Below are 18,205 nucleotides of genomic sequence, written 5' to 3'. Positions count from 1 at the left end.
ACCGCCGATGGCGTAATAGGTTCCCGCCGGAATCGCCAGGCCCGTGGTTAATTTCGCGTTTCCCGCGATTGGGAAGACTTCGTGGAGGAAGGACGCCGTAGACCCACGCAGGGTTTCCTTAAGTAATGTCATCTAAGGAAGTCGCTGAATCCTGCCGAGTTCCCTCCAGTACGACTGGCCAAGCGATGCGTCATCTCAGAAACCAGATTCAACGCCTGATCCGCGACACCGCCGGCAACATCCTGCCGCTTGCTGCGGTAGGCATGGTGGTTGCAGCCATGGTCGTCGGCTCTGGCATCGACATCAGCCGCAACTACAAGGCGCGCAACCAGCTTCAGGCGGCCTGCGACGCCGGTGTGCTGGCCGGGCGCCGAACGGTGACGACCAACGGGTTGGACGCCACCTCAATAAAGGCGGCGCAGGACTACTTTGCCACCAACTTCGACGACAACGGGCAGGAAACTACCGGCACGGTATTCACGCCCAGTTCGACCGACAACGGGCAGACCGTGCGTGGCGTGGCGTCCACCACGTTGAACACGTTGGTGATGCGGCTGTTTGGCTTCAACACGTTCAACATCAGCGTTAGCTGTGCCTCGTCGATGAGCGTGGGCAACGCCGACGTGATGATGGTGCTGGATACGACCGGGTCGATGAACACCGTGCTGTCGGGCAGCCAGACCCGCATCCAGGCGCTGCGAGCGGCCATGAAGAACTTCTACACGACGCTCTATTCCGCGACTTCGGCCAGCACGGCCCGCGTGCGCTATGGCTTCGTGCCGTACAGTTCCACAGTGAACGTCGGGCGACTGCTCTATGCGCTGAATCCCAGCTATCTGGCGGATAGCCATGCTTATCAGTCCAGGCAGTGGTCTACGAGCAAATCGGCTTTTCTCTACCAACCCGTTTCCTACGACACCAGTGTGTTCAAAACCTTCGCGTCCGTAAACACGCCCACCGGCAACAACGGCTCCATGGAGTCGTCCACCTGGGATGGGTGCATCGAGGAACGGGCGACCACCAAGGATTCGAAATTCAGCTATTCGTCGACTACCGGATATTCGCCTGCGGGCGCGCGCGACATCGATATCGATTCGGCGCCGACCACGAATATCGATACGAAATGGTCGCCCCAGTGGTACCAGATCACCTATGTTCGTGGCGCGAACGCGTACCGCAACACGTCGAACTGGACTACCGGCACCACCACCCAAGGCACTGAGGTGACTGAATATTGCCCGGTGAAGGCGCAGCTTCTGACCACGATGAGCCAGACCGACTTCAATGCCTATGCGGACTCTCTGGTAGCGGTCGGCGGTACCTATCTGGACATCGGCATGATCTGGGGCGGACGCCTAATCTCGCCGGACGGTATCTTCAGCGCCAACGTCAACACTGCGCCATCGAACAGGGGTGAAGTGGCGCGCCACATCATCTTCATGACCGATGGCGATATGGATACGTCCAACTCTTCCACTTCGGCATGGGGGATTGACTGGTGGGATAAACGCGTGACGCAGGATGGTTCGAAAGACACAGCGGATGCAGTACATACGCAGCGCTTCCGGGCTGTCTGCGATGCCATCAAGGCCAAGGGCGTGCGCATCTGGGCCATCGCCTTCACGTCCAGCCTTTCCAGCGACCTTACCTACTGCGCGTCGGAAAACAGTTCCTACACCGCAAGCGACTCGGACGAACTCAACGACGCCTTTCTGGAAATCGCCAAGCAAATCGGCGAACTGAGGATCACGCAGTGAGCGCGGCGGGTTTCATCGCTTCGCGCCGCCGTGCGGCCCTTCGCAATCTGGCCCTTCGGCTGTGGAAGGATCGTCAAGGATTGGCGGCGGTGGAGTTCGCAATGGCTGCGCCCGTGCTGATCCTGCTGCTTGTGGGCATCTTCGACATTGGCCACATGGCCTACGTCAACGCCGTGCTGCATGGCGCGGTGGAGGATGCGGCTCGTAACGGTACGCTGGAGACGGCAAACACCACGACGCTGGACCAGAACATACTGGCGGTCGTGGGCCGCGTGGCGCCCGGCGCCACCATAGCTACGACGCGTTCCAGCTATTACGACTTTACCGACATTGCCCGCCCAGAGGCCTGGAACGACAAGAACAACAACGGCACGTGCGACAATAACGAAGCTTATGTTGACGAGAACAAGAACGGCCGGTGGGATGCCGATATCGGCCAATCCGGTAACGGCGGTCCAAACGACGTCGTGCTCTACACGGTGAAGGCCACCTACAAGCCGCTGTTCCCGATTCCCGGTCTGACCAACCCGAACCAGACGCGCACGCTGACGGCGACTACCGTCCGCAAGAACCAGCCTTACGGGCAGCAAACGGACTACGGTTCGGCCGCGGGGGTCTGCAAGTGAGCGCGCGGGTTTCGTATCTGCGCGCGGTGCGCCTTCGCATCCGGTGGTTCGCGCGGCGGCTTTGCCGCGACAACAGCGGCGTCTCGCTAATGGAATTCGCGCTGGTCCTGCCGATCCTGATCACTTTGGGACTCTACGGTACCGAGCTTGCCTACATGGCTATGGTTCGGATGGAAGTTTCCCAACTTGCAACTTCCGTGGCGGATAATGCCTCCCGTCTCGGTCAGACCGACAACTCTGCGGTTGCGCCTTCCGTCAAGGAATCTGACGTGAACTCCATCATGTCCGGCGCCCTTACGCAGGGCAGCTCATTCAACTTCGGGGCGAATGGACGGATTATCCTTTCCAGCTTGGAGAGGAAATCGTCAACCAGCCAATATATCCACTGGCAGCGCTGCCGCGGCAGCCTGGCACGAAGCTCGGCCTACGGCCCGGCGAACACGACGCTGACCGGCATGGGTAAAACCGGCCATACCATTAAGGCCGTTGCCAATTCAGCGGTGATGTACGTCGAAATCTATTATGCCTATCAGCCGCTGTTCGGAAACATGTTTGTCAAGAACGCGGTCTTCTATCAGGAAGCCGCATTCCTGATCCGTGACGACCGCGACATTACAAGCGGCATAACCGGGACCGGCAGCCAATCCCTCTGCACCTGAACTTGCTACTGGTGGATGAAGAGCGGCTTCTGGCGTCGTTTCAAAGTGTTGCGGCCCAGTCAATTTGCTGCACCAGCTGGCACACGGGTTTGCAATCGTTGCTTCATGCCCCCATGGTCCTTCCGCGATAGCGAAGGAGTTTGGGTTTGGAGTCAGTTTCGGTTGTTTTGTTTCTGCTGCTGGCGGTGGTCGTCAGTGGTGCGATTTCACGGATGCTGCCATGGTCGGTGCCGACACCGCTGGTGCAGATCCTGCTGGGCGGCGTGATCGGGCTTTCGACGTCCTATCGCGTGTCGCTCAATCCCGAACTGTTCCTGCTGCTGTTCCTGCCGCCGCTGCTGTTTCTGGACGGCTGGCGCATTCCCAAGGACGAACTGTTCAAGGACGTTTCCACCGTCGTGGAACTGGCGCTGGGGCTGGTATTGACGACGGTGATCGGCATGGGCCTGTTCATCAACTGGATGATCCCGGCGATGCCGCTTGCAGTGGCCTTCGCGCTTGCTGCGGTAGTTTCGCCTACCGATCCGATCGCCGTTTCGGCCATTGCCGCGCGCGTACCCATCCCCAAGCGCATGATGCATATCCTGGAAGGGGAATCGTTGCTGAACGATGCGTCCGGCCTCGTCTGCCTGCGGTTCGCGGTGGCGGCGGCGTTGACCGGCACGTTTTCTGCCGGCGATGCCGCGCTCAATTTTCTGTGGGTGGCGGGCATGGGCCTTGTCATCGGCGTGGCGGTCACGGTGGTCGTTTCGCGCGCGAAGGCATGGGTAACCCGGCGCTGGGGGGAGGACACCGGCTCCCAGATCTTGGTCAGCCTGCTGATCCCCTTTGGCTCCTACATGCTGGCGGAGGAATTCCACGCGTCCGGGATTCTCGCCGCTGTGGGCGCGGGGGTGACGATGACTTTCGCCGAAATCTCCCGCCAGGCGATGGCGGTTACCCGCATGCGTCGCAACTCGGTGTGGGACACGATCCAGTTCACGTTGAACGGCATCATCTTCGTGCTGCTGGGCGAACAGCTTCCCGGCATTCTGGCAGGGGCAAAGCGCACCGTTGCCGTTACCGGGCATACCGAACCGGGCTGGCTGGCGCTTTATGTCGTGGCGATCGTGCTGGGCCTTGCCGCCCTGCGCTTCATCTGGGTGTGGGTCTCGTTCAAACTGACCATCCTGCGCAAGCGGCAGGCGCAGACGGACTTGCGCAGCCCGAACTGGCGGCTGGTCGCCGCGATGTCCTTCGCAGGCGTACGCGGCGCCATCACTCTGGCCGGCGTGCTGACGCTGCCGCTGGTCATGAGCGATGGAGCGCCTTTCCCGGCGCGCGACCTGGCGATTTTCCTTGCGGCCGGGGTAATCATCGTCTCGCTGGTACTGGCCAGTATTGCGCTTCCGGTCCTGCTCAAGGACCTGACGATGCCGTCCGAACCGTCGAAACAGGCGGAGGAGGATGCAGCGCGCGTGTCCACGGCGGAAGCGGCCATCAGGGCGATCGAGCGCCACCAGCACCATCTGGCGGAGGTCCACGGTGAGGCGGATCGCTATGCTGCGGCCGGCGGACGGGTCATGGACCTCTATCGCGAACGGATCGAAGGGCTTAGCGAGGACGAGCGGGATGCCGTTCGCGCGCAGGAACGCCTGTTCCGCGATTTCCGCCTCGTCGGCCTGAAAGCGGAACGTTCGGAACTGGCGGAACTGATCCGCAATCGCCGCGTCGGAAGCGAAACGATCCGCAAGCTTACGCGCGAACTCGATCTGTCGGAAACGCGCCTGCGAGGGTAAGTGGCAATAGCGCTCTGAAACAAGAAGGGAGCGGACCGGCGTCCGCTCCTTTTCCTAATCTTAAACGGCCAGAATTTACTCGGCCTTTTCCGCCTTGGCGCGGGGGGCGCGGCGCTTCGGCTCAGCAGCAGGCGCGGCCTTGCCGGTAGCCTTCTTGCGTCCACCCTTGTTGCCCAGCCCGATTTCAAGCGCGATCGCCTTGCGCTTTTCCGCGTAGTCCGGCGCGATCATCGGATAGTCGGCGGGAAGGTTCCAGCGTGCGCGATATTCCGCAGCGGTAAGACCATGCTCCGAACCGAGGTGGCGCTTCAGCGTCTTCAGTCGCGCGCCGCATTCGAGGCAGGCAATGCTGTCCGCCTTGACAGAAGAACGAACGGAAACGGCAGGTGTCCGTTTCTCTTCCACTTCTTCGTCCGGCTGGCCCAGCTTCGCCAGCGAGCCGTAGACCGACTGGATCAGCCGCGGCAATTCGTCCGGAGTGACGGGGTTGTTGGCGACATGCGCGGTGACGATGTCGGCGGCGAGTTCAAGAAGAGCGACGTCTGCCATGATTTAACCTGTTGCCCGAATTTTTTGTTGATGCGATTTCATAGAACAATCATTCCGGGCAGGATTAAGCAAGTCGCACAACCTGCTTTCCGGCATCTTTTCTGCACCGCGTACGTTTTTGAAACACCCTGCATCGTTTTTGTAGGCGTTACGCGCGTTAACATTTGCTGCCTGCGCAAATTTACGACAGCATTGGCCAAGAAATTCAGACGCGTGCGGTCAAAGCGCAGCACGCTGCCTGTTGCGGACTTTGAACATTTACGCATTTGTTAATGCGTTTGGAGCCGGCTTGAAATCGCCTGAGAGACGTTTGAAAATTCGCGAAATGCGAATTTTGCGGCACCGGCCCTCTCCCCCACCCTACCACCCATCGGTAGTATCCTGCGGGTGGTAGGGTGGGGGAGAGGGCCGGTGCCGCCTCAAAAATGCCCCTGCGGGCATTTTTCAAACGGACTCTGAGGCCCGCTTGGCGGCCGCCTAACCGGCCCCCGCTATCTCGAAATAGACGGTCCGATCCCTCCAAAGGCGATTTAATGTCTTCGAATGAAGGCCGAACATTTCGTTGCACCGTGTTATCCTGATTTCGATACGTGCAAGGCTCGGGGGGCGGGCTGTGCTGGCGGAGGCCGGAGGCATGAGTAGTCATGCGGAAAACAGGCGGATAGGGACCGGGAGGATGCGTGAGGCATCGCACTGGAATTTTCCAGGGCTGACGCTGGCCCGCAACACATTGCTGGTTACCGATCCCAATCGGCTGATCGCTCTTGGCCGACTGATAACCGCATGTTTTGCCATCCTGGCGATTTACCTGGATCCGACGCGCCCCGGCCGGTCACTGCCCGAAGCGCGACATGTGCTGGCCTTCTATCTCGCCTTTTCGATGATATTGCTGGTGACGCCGGTTCGCCGACCGGTGGACAGCCCGATCCACTTTCTGTTCCATGTTGCCGACACCGCGATCCTGGGCTGGCTGGCTTTCCTTACGGACGAACTGACCAGCCCGTTCTTCTCGTTCCTGCCCTTCACGTTGATGGCGATGACGGTGCGCTGGGGCTTCGTCGGCGCGGTCATGGGCGCATTGATGTTGGAGATCGCGCTGTTCGCGGTGGGTATTCCCGATACGCTGGACGGCGAATCCGAAATCAACGTTTTGATCGCGCGATCGACCTACTTCCTGCTTTCGGCCGTCATGCTCGGCTATTTCGGCGCTTATCGCGAGAGCAGCCGCGAACGGCTGACGCGGCTCGCCAAATGGCCGATGGAACGTGCCCTTGGCAGCCGCCGCGCCTGGCTGGGCGAGTTGTGCAGCCACGCCGGGGGCGTAACCGGAAGCCGCCACATGATGGTCGTCTGGCGCGAACATGACCGGCCCGATGGCGTCGTCGCCGCCTGGAATGGCGACGGTGTGGCGCTGGCCGATCTGGAGAATTCGGTGCTCTGGGACCGGGTTGAGGTGGATCGAACCGGGGTTTTCGATCGGGGTGAGGGGCGTGTGCTCACGCGGGGCGAGGCCGATATCTTCGCTGCGCTGCTCGATCATCTTGAGCTGCCGTCGGTGCCGGTACGCGACTTTGCAGTGATGGCGGGCTTTTCCGGTCTGCGCTTTCGCGGATCGATCCTGATTGCCGATCCCGATTGCCGCCCGGAAGATGCTGCGCTGCTGTGCGACATCATCGCCACGCGGGCGGGTTCCGAACTGGAGCGGATCGACCTTGTCGCCCGCCATGCCGACAATGTCCGGGCGGAAGAACGCAATCGCCTGGGGCAGGACCTGCATGACAGCGTGCTGCAGGACCTGACGGCGACAAGCCTGAAACTGCGCGCCCTGGCGGCGCGGGCCGGGGCTTTGTCGCCGGAAGATGCCGAACGGCAGGTGCGGGAGATCGAGGATCTGGTGACCGAACAGCAGCGCCGCATCCGCCGCTTCGTGGAAGACCACCGGGAAGCGCGTGCCGAACGCGCGGTAGACGTGGCGGACGAACTGCGCCGACAGGCGGAATTGCTCCAGCGCAAGTGGGGCGTGGCGGTTCCGTTCGACTGGCACGGCGCGCCGCTTCACCTGCGCCGCCGTACCGTGGAGGATATCGTTCAGCTCGTTTCGGAGGCGACCTCGAACGCGGTGCGACATGGATCGGCATCCAGCGTGCGGTTGCGGGCCGGGCATGAAGGCGGGGCGATGCACCTTACGCTGGTGGACAACGGTACCGGGCTTTGCGCTTCGGGCGGGCAGGGTTCCGTCTCGCTGCGCGCGCGGGTGCTGCAATTGGGAGGATCGATGTTCCTGAACAACGGTACGCCGGGGCTGGAGGTGACGATGGTGATCCCGGTCAGGGAGATGGCGGCATGAACAGGCGCGTCGTCGTGGCGGACGATCACCCGCTGCTGCTGCGCGGCCTTGCCGACTTGCTTCGCGCCACGGAGGGTATCGAACTGGTCGAAGCCGCCGGCAGCGGAATCCGCGCGCTCAGCGTGATCCGCGACCAGCGGCCGGATATCGCCATTCTCGATGTGACGATGCCCGATGTCGGCGGCATGGCGATCCTGAAAGTGATTCACGAGCAGGACTGGCCGGTGCGGGTCATCTTCCTGTCGGCAACGATGAGCGGCAGCCAGATCGCGGAGGCTCTGTCGCTGGGGGTCTGGGGCTTGTTGCTGAAGGACTACGCGGCCCATTCGCTGGTCGATTGCCTGGGCGAGGTGGGGGCCGGGCGCAAGTGGTTGCCCGAAGATCTGGTCGCCCGGGCGCGGGAAGACAGCGGCATCGACATTCCGAAAGCCATCGCCAGCCTGACACCGCGTGAACGGGAAATCAGCGAACTGGTCTGCCGGGGTTTTTCGAACAAGGCGATTGCGGCTTCAGTAGGCTCAACCGAGGGTACGGTCAGCATCCACTTGCACAATATCTACCGTAAGCTGGGCATTTCCAGCCGAACCACACTGGCCACGCTGTTCGTCCGCCATGTGGAGGAGCGTTCGTGAGCGTGACGACCGCGGAGCCGGCGGGTTGGCGCGGACAATGGCTGCGCGTCTTGCCGGGCGTGGTGCTGGGCGGGGTGTTTCTGGCGCTGCTGTGGAACACGGTCGACATGGCCCACGTAGCCGCGCTGATGGCCCGCGCGGCATGGCCGCCGCTGGTGCTGGCCTTGCTGGCCTATGCGCTCGATTTCGTGCTGCGCGCGGCACGGTTTCGCTTCCTGCTCGACCCTGAGCGGGACCATGGCCTGACCCTGAAGGCCACCGTCGCGCCCTTTGTCGCCAGCTTCGGCATCAGCGACGTCTTGCCGCTGCGTCTGGGTGACGTGTTTCGCGTCTGGTGGTTCCATCGCCGCTTCGGATTGCCGGCCGGGCTGGTAGTGGCGGCGATGATCGTGGAGCGGGTGCTGGATCTTGTCGCCATTCTGGTGATTGGCGGCGTGGCGCTATGGCTGGTCGACGCGCCGCTCCCGCATGAGGCGATGATGCGGCTGCGTTTCGCGGCAGGCATCGTCGTGCTGCTGAGCGTGGGCGTGCTTGCCGTGCCAGCCCTTGCCGCCCGGCTCGCCGACAGTCTGGCGCGGCGCTATCCGCATCGGTTGGTGTCGCGTCTTGCCGAGGCGGCGCGGTCGGTGGCGGACGCGGTGCGGGCGATCGGCGAAGTGCGGCGCATGGCGCGGATGTTGCTGCTTTCCATTGGGCTTTGGTTGTTGGAAAGTTTGGTGATGATCGGCGCCTGGCTCAGCCTTGGCGGAGCAGCGGACGCCTGGCTGAAGCCGCTTACCGCCTTCGCAGTGGCGACGCTGGGTACGCTGGTTCCCGCTCTGCCAGGGCACTTCGGATCGTTCGAGGTGTTCGGTGTGCTGGTCTTCGTGGCGCTGGGCATTCCGGCCGAACCGGCGACGGCGACGATCCTTGTCGCCCATCTGGTGCTATGGCTGCCGACAGCGCTGTTCGGGATCGCGTGGCTGCTGCTGATGCGGGGGCGCCTGCTGCCGCAGCGGGCAGCGGCTCCTTCAGCCCATGTCGCGTAGGATCGGGGCGAAGACCGGGTCTTCGTAATCGCGAAAGCTGGCTGCCCGCGCATGGGGGCGGCGAGAGCGGAGCAGGGCGCGCGTGCCGGCCGCCGTGGCGGCGCGCACATCGCGGTCCATCCGATCGCCGATCACCAGAGTTTCGCGCGGGGTCGCTCCCGCGCGGCCCATCAGCGCGCGCAGGCCGGAAGGATCGGGCTTGAGCCGGCCAATGCCGTCGTCTCCTGCCCAGATTGCATGATCGGCGGCCAGGTTCAGCGCCGCCAGCTTGGCCGTGACGGGAAAGTCGGACCACACGGCAATCGTGCGCCCGCTGGCACGGATTGCGGCGAACAGCCGGTCTATCCCGCGCGCCTTGTAACGGGGCAGGTGGGGTAGCGGCCGCCGTTCCATCCATTCTTCCACCAGCGCGCGCACTTCGCGTTCGGGCCGGTCGCAGAGTTGTGCGGTAAGGCGGTATTGTTCGGTCGCGAAGTCGGCGCTGCCGCTGCCTTCGCCCAGCTTTTCGCGCACCTGCCTGAAGTGGCGCAACGTTCGCAGGGTCCGCGTGCTGCGGCCGCGCAGGCAGTGCAGCCCCAGTTCGCGCGCCATGGCCAGCCGCAGCGGCGGCTGGTCGTAGAGTGTGCCGTCAAGGTCGAACACGACCAGTCGCACGCCCTCCCAGGCGATGGCCACCGTCACCGGCGCAGCACGCGCCTGACGTTCTTGTAGACGAACCGCACGGTGGCATCGGCAATGCCGCGTCCCAGCACATCGTCAAGCGCGACGATCAAGCGGTCGATCTGCTCCTCGGTCACGACGTAGGAGGGCATGAAGTGAATAAGGTCGCGCGCGCCGGGCTGGAAATGGGCAAGGATCCCGTGGCGTTCGAACAATTCACGCGTCAGCGCGCCGACAAGCACGGTTTCCCAGGTGACGAACAGGCTGTTCTTGCGGATGTCCACCAGCTTGGCGGCCATCATTTGTCCGAAATTCAGTTCCACGGCCTGGAAGCAGCCCTTGCCGCGCAGCGAGACGATGCAGCGTGGATATTTGTCGCGCAGCCTTTCCAGCCCGGCACGCAAGTGCGCGCCCATTGCTTCCGCGCGCTCGATCAGGCGCTCTTCCGCCAGCACGTTCAGCGCCTCGATCGCGACCGCGCAACTTTCGCCTAATGCAGCGAAGCTGGCGCTGTGCAGGCTCGGGTTGCGAGTGTCGCCATAAGCCTTGTCGAACAGCGCCTGCGAAGTGACCATCGCGCCCATCTCGCGCTTGCCGCCGCCCAGGGTCTTGGCCAGCGTGACCACGTCCGGCACCCCGTCCTCGTGCTGGAACGCGCAAAACCGGCCGGTGCGTCCCATGCCGACTTTCACTTCGTCGAAGATCGTCAGGATATCGGCGGCGCGGCATGTGGCGACCAACTGGTCGAAATAGCCCGGCGGCGGAGTCTCGCATGACGTACCGCGCAAAGTCTCGATCATCACGGCAACGATCGAATTATCCCGGCCGCCTTCGCGCTCGATCGCTTCGCGCACGGAAGCGATGTCGCCATAGCGGCAATAGATCACGTTTTCTTGCGGGACACCGGTCAGGAAGCCACCCTGCACATCGGTGGCCGTGGTCACCGAAAGCGGGCCATGCGTCTTGCCGTGGAAGGCGCCCTGCATGCAGAGGAACTTGGTCTTCCCTTTCGGGCCCTGCACGCGCTGGCACAGCTTCATTGCCGCCTCATTGGCCTCCGCGCCGGAAACGGCGAGGAATGAGACGTCGAGCGGTTCGGGCAGGAAACGCGCGATGTTGTAGCCCAGCGCGCCTTGCAGTTTGTGCGGCGCGATCCTGAGGCTGTCGGGAACCAGTTCGTCATGGCAGCGGCGTTCGGCGGCGATGATGCGCGGGTGGTTGTGACCCAGACCGAGCACGCCGAAACCGCCCGAAAAGTCGAGTATTCGGCGCCCATCGCGCAGCACGATCTCGCAGCCTTGGGCGCTGGCGATGTCCATGTCGCGCAGGCCGAGTATCGCGTAGACCTGCAGCATGTAGCGATTGAGATGGGCGGAATAGAGTTCCATCGCCCGTTCGTTGTCGAGCGCCAGAGCATCGTCGAGCGTCAGCAGGCGGCGAGTCAGTTCCCGGTCCCGCCGGGGCGTCTCGATCTTCGAATAAGCCGTCACCCGCCGCAACTCCCTTTGCCGGTAAGAGACGGAAATCTTATACGGATCACGGCAGCGACAGTATCTAAAAGACCTTATAATCCCGAATAGCCGGGCGCCGGAACCGCGATCTCCATTGGTATCATTCGAAGGGATGCGCGGGTGTTCAGTCGGCCAGCATGGCCTCCATTGCCGGGCTGAGCAGTTCGCCGGGCACGCCGTCTTGCAGAGTGACGAAGCGTGCCGCGATGCCGCGGCGGGCGGCAAGGCGCGGCCCTGCCACGGGGCCGAGCACGGTCAAGGCTGAGGCCAGGGCATCGGCCATCATGGCGCTGGGGGCGATCACGCTGACGGCAGCGATGCCGTTGGCGGTGGGCCGCCCGGTGCGCGGGTCTATCGTATGTTCGCCGCGGCGATAGTTGCCGGAAGTCGCCACGGCAAGGCCATGCAGCGCGATGCGCAGCGGCATTTTGGGCAGGCCGGGCGGCGTTTCGAGATCGACCCACCAGGGCTCCCCATCGGGACGGACACCGCGCCCGACCAGTTCGCCGCCGATTTCCACCAGGGCATGGCCGATGCCCATTCCGGCCAGCAGGTCTGCCACGGCATCGACGGCATATCCCTTGGCGATGCCGGAGAAGTCCAGCGCCAGCCCCCCCGGCTGACGGAGGCGCCGTGTCTCCGGTTCCCAGGCCAGTCGTGCGAAGCCGGAAGCGCCCCGCGCGGCGTCGATGGCCCGATCGTCAGGCAAAGGCTGCGGGCCGGGCGGGCCAAAGCCCCAGAGGTTCACAAGGTGGCCGATGGCCGGATCGAAGGCACCCTCGCTCGCCTCGGCAACGGCAAGACCGGCGTGGATCACGCGGGCGAAATCGTCGGGCAAAGTTGCCCAGCTTCCCGCCGCTGCCCGGTTGAACCGGCAGAGCAGGGATTGCGGCTCCCAGTGGCTCATCTGGCCGATGATGCCGTCCAGCCGGGCCTGAACGGCTGCGTGAACTTCCGCCATGGAACGGCCGCGGGGCAGGGCAAGGCGCAGGCTCCATGTCGTGCCCATCGTCTCCCCATGCATTTCGCCGACCGCGATCGAGGGATCGCAGTCGGCGAAAACGGTTTCGTCGATATGCGCGGGAAGCGCGATACGCATGATCAGGGCGCCGGAACTTCCAGCGTCGTGGTGTAGCTCATCCGGCGCTGCGTCGCCCGCGGATCCGAAGCGTGATCGTCGGTCGCGGTGACGTTCAGCCAGTAGACGCCGGCGAAGGGCCACTTGACTTCGACAGTGCCGTCCGCCGCGGTGGTGAGGGTGAGCGCATGCTCGCCATCGCGGAAGCGCTTGCCGCCGGCCACCACAGTGACGGTCAGGCCGCTGGCCGGCTTACCGTCGACCAGAAAGCGGAAGCGGGCCGGTTCGTTGGCCACCAGATCGTCGGGATGGGTTACCGGATCGAACTCCAGGCCCTTGCCGGTGGGTTTGAGCACGGTGGTGGTGGGTTCGCCGGCCGTCACGAAGAATTCGTTGCGGCTGCTCGTTTCGGTCAGCTTGATGTCGGTGGCTCCGGCCGGGATTTCAGCCGCGCTGGCCACCGATTTGCCCGGTGCGAAGCCGCCGGGGGCACCCGCAGGACGCTCGCCGCCTTCGGGGCCGCCAGGACGCGGGCCTTCGGCCGGCGCACCCGGACCACGCGGCGCCATGCCCGGGGCACCTGCCGGCGGTCCGCGACGGCCGCCGACGCGCCAGGTCTCTCCATTCAGGGTGAACGTGCCGCCCAGATTGCTGGAAGCGGTGCCGATCTTCCACGTGCCGGCCTTGTCGATCTGCACGTCGAACATCGCGCGATAGCGCCCGGTTGCGGGGTTCTGGATCTGGCCCTTGCTGCCGTCCGGCTGGGTAACCTGGATCTGGTCGGTCTGCATCGGGAAGTGGTCGGGATCGAACAGGTCGTTGGAAACCGCCGCGTCGACCGTGACCCAGCCGTCGGTGCCGGCCAGCGTCGTTACCGATGGCAGCAGCCACTGGCGGTGCGCGGACGCAGTGGAGGGAATGGCGAGAAGCGCGGCCGCAGCGAGCAGCCCGGTTGCATAAGCCTTCATGTCTGTAAAACCCCCGTTTATCGAGAAAGCGTGACGGCGCCGAGTTCGGTCTTGCCGGTGGCGCGGGCATTGGCGGCAGGAACCGAGATCGGCAGGGTGACGAGTTCGCGCCCGCCCGTCTCACGCGCGGCTTCCACGTTCAGCACATAGGCGCCGGGCTTCAGGTCGTGCGGAAGCGGAATCGTCTGTGCGCCCGGGCCGCGGGTGGCGCCGCTGACGCCGTCGGCGGGCAGGGCCATGCTGCGGCCGCCCTTGCGCCACCAAGCGCGCAGGTCAGCCAGCCACTTGGTGCCCGGCTCGTTGCCCTTCTTCTTGAGATCGTACCACACGGCGATGGTGCGCGGCGCGCCGCCGCCAACCGGTTCAAGCCACACGGCGACGTAAGGCTTGTGGTATTCGGCAACCTTCAACTGCGGAATGGTCACGGTGACGGTTGCTGCAGAGGCGGGAACGGCAACTGCACCGCCAAGCAGGATCATGGAAGTCAGACGCATCGGTGGATCCTTCAATGGATGAATAAGATCGCGAGCACGACCGGAAGGGCCACACCCGCAAGAACGATCGGCCAGGTGGACGGGCGGTGGCGCGCGTGAACCTGGAGGAGGAAGAGGCCGGTCACCGTGAACAGGATGCAGGCGACCGCGAAAACATCGATGAACCAGAACCAGGCAGAGCCGGAATTGCGACCCTTGTGCAGGTCGTTGAGATAGGAAATCCAGCCGCGATCAGTCACTTCGGACGTGATCTTGCCGCTGGCCCGATCGATGCTGACCCAGGCGTCGCCGCCCGGCCGCGGCAAGGCGACGTAGACTTCGCTGTCCGACCATTCGCCGGGCTTGCCGCTGGCATCCAGGCCGACGGCATCGCGCACCGCAGCCGCAACGGGCGCGGGCAGGGGGGCATCGTCGGTCTTGGCTGTCAGCGCGGCAAGCAGTGCGGGCGAAAGCTGGCCATTGGTGTCGTGCACCTGGGGATTGGCGGGAATCGACGCGGCATGGTTCAGCGTGATCCCGGTCACCGCGAAAAACAGCATGGCGGCAAGCGAGATCGCGGCACTGATCCAGTGCCATGTGTGCAATTGCTTGACCCACCAGTTCCGCCACTTGCGCGACTTCTTGCGGGGAAGGGTCTTCGTTTCGTCAGGGTTCACAGGAAGAATGCCCGGTCAGGAATGGGTGCGATTTCTCGTTGTTGAGAGGCATTAGCAACAGAGCCCTTATCACATTGCCGCGATTGCGCCAGAGCCTTCTTGCGTCGCGAGCGATAACCTCTGAGCCACGCCTCGCCGCGCATCACCAGCAGCAGGAAAAACAGAGAAATTTCATCGCTGCGGCGTGCGAGTCAGACACGATGCGGAAATCATCTCGACGACGGCCCTTGTCGCAGCTATGAGAATGACTCGCAATAGCCGGGATGGATCGACCATCTCGCAGGGGAAATCAGATTTTGACTGGACTGGCTTCGATTCCGCAATCGGCCCCGTTCCCGCACGCGGAAACCGCCATTTTTCGCGGTGTTGGGGAAGTGGTCGCGATGCCGCAAGCGGCTGCCGCAACCTGGCAGGCGGCGGGGCGCTATGGTGAAGGGCGCCGTGCGAATCTGCCGGCCGTTGTCGCTTCGATGGCAGTCGTGGCGGGAGTGCTGGCGACGATCCTGGCGATGAACGTGGTGGACTTCAAAAAGCCCCTGCGCCAGCGGATTGTCGTTGCGGACCTTAGCGCGCCTGTGCCGCCTCCGCCTCCGAAGGCTCAGCCCAAGCCAGTGCTGCCGCCGCCGCCTTCGCCGGTGGTCGCCCCGCCGCCCCCGATCATGGTCGCAACCAATCCGCCGCCGATTTTCACGTCGCCCGTGCCTGTGCCCGCACCGGTCATGGCGACAGTGGCATCTGCACCGATCAGCGCGCCTGTTTCCGCGCCGGCACCTGCAGCACCTGCGCCGCGCGTGGAGAATGCGGGGGACCTGTCATCCAAGATGATCGCCGCTGAGCCGCCGCGTTATCCGCTCGATTCACGCCGCAAGCACGAACAGGGCACCGTCGTACTGGCGCTGCTGCTTGGCCTCGACGGCCGCGTGGCCGACATTTCCATTTCGAAAAGCAGTGGATCGGATCGGCTCGACCGGGCGGCGCTTTCGGCGGTTCGCCGCTGGCGCTGGTCTCCCACAACGCGCGATGGGGCGCCGGTCATGGTGCGCGGGCTCGTCGAAATTCCCTTCGTGCTCCAGACCTGACAGTGCCGCCACTCGGTTTGGCGAGGCGGAAATCATAAGGCCGGCGACGACGATAAGGATCGCCGCCGACCGGAATGGTCAGGCTTGCGCGGCCTTTTCGCGCATCCATCCGCTGATTGCGTAGATCGCGAAGCCGATCAGGTTCCACACCGCGAAGAATTCGATCGTGCGCAATTGCAGGCTGGTGAACAGGTAGGCACAGCCAAGCACGGTAGCCGGGGCGATGACCCATACCAGCGGCGTGACGAACGGGCGCTCCAGTTCCGGCGAGCGGCGGCGTAGCACCATCACCGCAATGGCGGTGGCGATGAAGGCGGCCAGCGTGCCGGCATTGGCGAGCGAGGCGATCTCATCCAGCGGCATCAGGCCGGAGATCACGGCGGCGACCAGCCCCGTCAGCACGGTAACCGCCACCGGCACGCCGCGCCGGTTGACGGTGGAGAGACGCTTCGGAAGCAGCCCGTCGCGTGCCATGGCGAAGAACACGCGGCTTTGGCCGAACATGAACACCATGATGACGGTGGGCATGGCGATGACGGCGGCCATGCCGATCAGCGCGGCGGCGGCGGGGTGGTTCAGGCTTTTCAGCACATAGGCCAGCGGTTCGGGGCTCGGCGCGAAAAGCGTGAAATGGACGGCGCCCAGCGCGGCAGCGGCCACACCGACATAGACCAGCGTGCAGATCACCATGGAGCCGATGATGCCGATGGTCAGGTCCCGCTTCGGGTTCTTCGCTTCCTCAGCCGCGGTGGAGATCGCATCGAAGCCGTAGAAGGCGAAGAAGATGATGGCCGCCGCCCCCATCACGCCGAACTTCTTGCCGTCGATATCGGTGGCGCCGAAGCCGAAGGGCGCGAAAGGCTGAAAGTGCGCAAGGTCGAAGGAGGGCAGGGCCAGCGCCACGAACGCGGCCAGTGCGATCATCTTGATGATGACCAGAATGAAGTTCAGCGTCGCACTTTCACGCGTGCCGGCCAGCAGCACGCCGGTGACGGCGAGGGCGATGAAGATCGCGGGAACGTCGATCACGCCGCCTGCCAGCAGCGAATCCGGCACGCCCCAGCCGGCTTGCCGGATCAGGCCGGAAGCATAGCCGGACCAGCCGACCGACACGGCCGAGCAGACCAGCGTGTATTCGAGGATCAGGCTCCAGCCGATCACCCAGGCCAGCGCCTCGCCAACCGCGACGTAGGAATAGGTGTAGGCGCTGCCGGCCTGCGGCGTCAGGCTGGCCATTTCGGCGTAGCACAGCGCTGCGCAGGCACAGACCGCGCCGGCAATCGCAAACGACAGCACCACGGCAGGGCCGGCGAGGCCCGCAGCCACGCCGGTCAGGGTGTAGATGCCAGTGCCGATGATCGCGCCGACGCCTAGCGCCATCAGGTGCGGCCAACCGAGCGATTTCTTCAGGCCGCTGCCGGTCTGTCCCGCCGGGACGAGCGGCTTTCGCCGGGTCATGAAGTTCATCGCTGCCTCTCTACCGTGGTTTTTTGATCGCCGGCAGGCAGCAGGATTTGGCGAGGAACGCAAGGTATGATTGCGCCCCTCACACAATTTATTACGCGGTGGTTGTTCTTTATTGCGCGGCTTTCGTGGGTTAAGGCCGCAGTACCCAGCCGCCGTCGACATGGATCGTCTGCCCGGTGATCCATGCGCCCGCTTCCGAACAGAGCAGCAGCGCGGTGCCCACCAGTTCGTCCGGTCCGCCGCGCGCCCTGAGGGCGCAGGTCATGTTGAGGAACTGGATGAACGGCGAATCGTCGGGCACCAGCATCTTGCCCGCGTCCGAGGTGACGTTACCGGGGGCAATGGCGTTGCAGGTGATGCCTTCCTTGCCGAACTGCTTGGCCAGCGTCGTCGTCAGGCCCACGAGTGCCAGCTTGGTGATGCCGTAGAGCCCCGTTGCCGGGAACGCGCCGCCCGAAGTCTGGTTGACGATCCGCCCGCCGCCCCGCTCACGCATCGAGGGTATGACCGCGCGGGCGCAGAGCAGCGCGCCGTTGAGGTTCACCGCGAAGGCCTTGTTCCAGGCATCGAGGCTGACCGTTTCGCAATTGTCGTAGCTGACGTCGACCATCAGCGCGGCATTGTTGATGAGGATGTCGACGCCGCCGAACGCCTCCTTCGCGGCGGCCGCCATGGCGAGGGTGGAAGCTTCGTCGGAAACGTCCACTTGCACGCCTATGGCCTTGCCGCCTGCCGTGACGATCTCGTCCGCGACGGCTTTCGCCCCGTCACCATTGAGGTCAGCGACCACGATCGATGCGCCGGCATTGGCGAGGCCCAGCGCATAGGCGCGGCCGATGGAGTTGCCGCGCCCGCCCGCGCCGGTGACGACGGCCACTTTGCCGTCGAGGCGGAACTGATCGAGAGAAAATGCCAT

17 protein-coding genes are annotated in these 18,205 nt (G+C 64.0%); 8 read left to right on the top strand and 9 right to left on the bottom strand.

What is annotated here, in order from left to right; all coding sequences use genetic code 11:
• The first annotated feature begins 185 nt into the window (after positions 1-185).
• The 4 genes from ACZ1JC_RS21590 to ACZ1JC_RS21575 all read left to right on the top strand — a co-directional run bounded on the left by ACZ1JC_RS21590 (position 186) and on the right by ACZ1JC_RS21575 (position 4,820).
• On the top strand, positions 186-1,757 hold the full coding sequence (locus ACZ1JC_RS21590) for a pilus assembly protein TadG-related protein (RefSeq protein ID WP_465138210.1): 1,572 nt from the start codon (positions 186-188) through the stop codon (positions 1,755-1,757).
• Complete coding sequence (locus tag ACZ1JC_RS21585; RefSeq protein ID WP_465138211.1) at positions 1,754-2,383, top strand: TadE/TadG family type IV pilus assembly protein; 630 nt, start codon at positions 1,754-1,756, stop codon at positions 2,381-2,383. The genes ACZ1JC_RS21590 and ACZ1JC_RS21585 overlap by 4 nt, the downstream gene beginning before the upstream one ends.
• Positions 2,380-3,042: a TadE/TadG family type IV pilus assembly protein gene (locus ACZ1JC_RS21580; RefSeq protein ID WP_465138212.1), complete on the top strand. Its 663-nt coding sequence runs from the start codon at positions 2,380-2,382 to the stop codon at positions 3,040-3,042. Before ACZ1JC_RS21585 ends, ACZ1JC_RS21580 begins: the two co-directional genes overlap by 4 nt.
• A gap of 146 nt (positions 3,043-3,188) precedes the next feature.
• Positions 3,189-4,820 carry a Na+/H+ antiporter gene (locus ACZ1JC_RS21575; protein ID WP_465138213.1) on the top strand — a complete coding sequence of 544 codons (1,632 nt, stop codon included), beginning with the start codon at positions 3,189-3,191 and terminating at the stop codon, positions 4,818-4,820.
• Positions 4,821-4,895: 75 nt separating this feature from the next.
• Here the strand turns inward: ACZ1JC_RS21575 and ACZ1JC_RS21570 are convergent, their stop codons facing one another.
• On the bottom strand, positions 4,896-5,369 hold the full coding sequence (locus ACZ1JC_RS21570; RefSeq protein WP_465138214.1) for a Ros/MucR family transcriptional regulator: 474 nt from the start codon (positions 5,367-5,369) through the stop codon (positions 4,896-4,898).
• 676 nt (positions 5,370-6,045) lie between these two features.
• Here ACZ1JC_RS21570 and ACZ1JC_RS21565 point away from each other — a divergent pair.
• The 3 genes from ACZ1JC_RS21565 to ACZ1JC_RS21555 are packed head-to-tail and all read left to right on the top strand — an operon-like array spanning position 6,046 to position 9,376.
• The gene (locus ACZ1JC_RS21565) at positions 6,046-7,716 is read left to right on the top strand and encodes a sensor histidine kinase (RefSeq protein ID WP_465138215.1); all 1,671 of its coding nucleotides are present in this window, start codon (positions 6,046-6,048) and stop codon (positions 7,714-7,716) included.
• Complete coding sequence (locus ACZ1JC_RS21560; protein ID WP_465138216.1) at positions 7,713-8,348, top strand: response regulator; 636 nt, start codon at positions 7,713-7,715, stop codon at positions 8,346-8,348. The genes ACZ1JC_RS21565 and ACZ1JC_RS21560 overlap by 4 nt, the downstream gene beginning before the upstream one ends.
• Entirely contained in the window at positions 8,345-9,376 is a 1,032-nt protein-coding gene (locus tag ACZ1JC_RS21555) for a lysylphosphatidylglycerol synthase transmembrane domain-containing protein (RefSeq protein ID WP_465138217.1), read from the top strand. The genes ACZ1JC_RS21560 and ACZ1JC_RS21555 overlap by 4 nt, the downstream gene beginning before the upstream one ends.
• Here ACZ1JC_RS21555 and ACZ1JC_RS21550 read toward each other — a convergent pair.
• From ACZ1JC_RS21550 to ACZ1JC_RS21525, 6 genes are all read right to left on the bottom strand, one after another.
• On the bottom strand, positions 9,359-10,057 hold the full coding sequence (locus ACZ1JC_RS21550; RefSeq protein ID WP_465138218.1) for an HAD family hydrolase: 699 nt from the start codon (positions 10,055-10,057) through the stop codon (positions 9,359-9,361). The two genes, ACZ1JC_RS21555 and ACZ1JC_RS21550, sit on opposite strands and share 18 nt — an antisense overlap.
• The gene (locus tag ACZ1JC_RS21545) at positions 10,054-11,526 is read right to left on the bottom strand and encodes an aspartate aminotransferase family protein (RefSeq protein ID WP_465138219.1); all 1,473 of its coding nucleotides are present in this window, start codon (positions 11,524-11,526) and stop codon (positions 10,054-10,056) included. The genes ACZ1JC_RS21550 and ACZ1JC_RS21545 overlap by 4 nt, the downstream gene beginning before the upstream one ends.
• Positions 11,527-11,671: 145 nt before the next feature.
• Positions 11,672-12,646 (bottom strand): FAD:protein FMN transferase, encoded by a 975-nt coding sequence (locus ACZ1JC_RS21540; protein WP_465138220.1) that lies wholly within the window; start codon positions 12,644-12,646, stop codon positions 11,672-11,674.
• A gap of 2 nt (positions 12,647-12,648) precedes the next feature.
• Entirely contained in the window at positions 12,649-13,593 is a 945-nt protein-coding gene (locus ACZ1JC_RS21535) for a DUF4198 domain-containing protein (protein ID WP_465138221.1), read from the bottom strand.
• A gap of 17 nt (positions 13,594-13,610) precedes the next feature.
• Positions 13,611-14,087, bottom strand: coding sequence for a DUF2271 domain-containing protein (locus tag ACZ1JC_RS21530; protein ID WP_465138222.1), 477 nt, complete (start codon positions 14,085-14,087; stop codon positions 13,611-13,613).
• Positions 14,088-14,098: 11 nt separating this feature from the next.
• Positions 14,099-14,743 carry a PepSY-associated TM helix domain-containing protein gene (locus tag ACZ1JC_RS21525; RefSeq protein ID WP_465138223.1) on the bottom strand — a complete coding sequence of 215 codons (645 nt, stop codon included), beginning with the start codon at positions 14,741-14,743 and terminating at the stop codon, positions 14,099-14,101.
• Between the two features lie 296 nt (positions 14,744-15,039).
• On the opposite strand from ACZ1JC_RS21525, the gene ACZ1JC_RS21520 reads away from it, so the two are divergent.
• Positions 15,040-15,822 (top strand): energy transducer TonB, encoded by a 783-nt coding sequence (locus tag ACZ1JC_RS21520; protein ID WP_465148458.1) that lies wholly within the window; start codon positions 15,040-15,042, stop codon positions 15,820-15,822.
• A gap of 78 nt (positions 15,823-15,900) precedes the next feature.
• Here ACZ1JC_RS21520 and ACZ1JC_RS21515 read toward each other — a convergent pair whose 3' ends face one another.
• Together ACZ1JC_RS21515 and ACZ1JC_RS21510 are read right to left on the bottom strand one after the other, a co-directional pair.
• Complete coding sequence (locus ACZ1JC_RS21515) at positions 15,901-17,289, bottom strand: amino acid permease (RefSeq protein WP_465138225.1); 1,389 nt, start codon at positions 17,287-17,289, stop codon at positions 15,901-15,903.
• A 130-nt stretch (positions 17,290-17,419) separates the two neighbouring features.
• Positions 17,420-18,205, bottom strand: coding sequence for an SDR family oxidoreductase (locus ACZ1JC_RS21510; RefSeq protein ID WP_465138226.1), 786 nt, complete (start codon positions 18,203-18,205; stop codon positions 17,420-17,422).

Source organism: Sphingomonas sp. BL-S-28 (genome assembly GCF_055521515.1).
Note: the sequence above shows the minus strand (reverse complement) of the source record. Positions and strands in the feature narration are given on the sequence as shown.